The sequence below is a fragment of the Microbacterium sp. CnD16-F genome (assembly GCF_024124465.1).
In the GTDB taxonomy this organism is placed as follows: Bacteria; Actinomycetota; Actinomycetes; order Actinomycetales; family Microbacteriaceae; genus Microbacterium; species Microbacterium gawkjiense.
The window spans coordinates 1-1,079 of record NZ_JAMXSA010000129.1 but is presented as its reverse complement, the minus strand read 5'-3'; the positions used below and the strand labels follow the sequence as shown (position 1 = coordinate 1,079).

Below are 1,079 nucleotides of genomic sequence, written 5' to 3'. Positions count from 1 at the left end.
GGTCTGTCGGCCACGTTCACGCCGCTGATGACGACCGCCCTCGGGTCGGTCGAGCCTCGTCTGTACTCCTACGCGAGCGCCGTCGTCGGCAGCCTGCAGCAGGTGGCCGGCGCGGCCGGCGCAGCCCTGTTCATCACCATCATGACCGTCGTCTCCGCGAGCGGCGTCGACGCCGGGCTCGGCGAGGGTCCGGCCTTCGTCGACGGCGTGCAGCGCGCGTTCCTCGTCGGCGCGATCCTCAGCCTCGTGCTCGTCGCCTTCTCCCCCTTCCTGCGCAAGGCGAGCGGGTCGGGGGAGGTCGTGCACTGAGGGTCTGACCCTCGCTGGTGCGCAGGCGGGGGGGTCTCGTCCTGATGGTGCGCTGCCGCAGGGGCCTGGGGTTGCTGGTGCGCTGCCTCGGCCTTCGCTGGTGGTGGTCTCCGAAAGGGGCCTCGACCGGCAGCGGGCCTGGAGGTGACTTCGGGTCTCGGGGTCTGGCCCGGGCCCGCCCATGGACGCACGATTCTTCGTTTCTGCGTCCTGGGGCCCAAGAGTCTGCGTTCGCGTGTCCTATCGGTGGATCTGCAACCGCAGGAGCGCTCCTCCGGTTGCAGATCCACCGATGGCGAGCGCGGGGCGGCAGGGATTCTCCCTTCGCGTGGAACGGTCCACGAGAAGGGAGAATCTCGCGTCACCCCAACGCAAAGGGCAGCCACGATTCTTCATTCACGCGTGCGAGACCTGACGCTTCTGCGTTCGCGACGGGATCCCGTAGGCAACGCAGAATCCTTGCCCTCCCGCACACGGACGCAGAATCTTGTGTCCACCCCAGCACCAGCCCACAGACCGAGACCCCGTACCAGCTCCGGTGCCAGCCGCCCGGTCGAGGCCCTTTCGGAGACCAGACACAGCGAAGGCCGAGGCAGCGCTCCAGTAGGTCGAGACGCCCTGCGGCAGCGCAGCAGCAAGCACAAGCCCCCCGCGGCGGCGCAGCAGCAAGGTCACGACCATCGGCGGCAGCGCACCAGCACCACCCACCTCCCCCCCCTGCCGCACCGCGCGTGGTGGCGGTGCGTGGGACGATGACGGCATGGACGTCC

The 1,079-nt window shown here is 69.6% G+C and carries 1 pseudogene; it reads left to right on the top strand.

Annotation, left to right across the window (positions count from 1 at the left end):
* Positions 1–309, top strand: a pseudogene (locus NH287_RS15120) (MFS transporter); the annotation flags it as partial.
* Positions 310–1,079 lie beyond the last annotated feature (770 nt).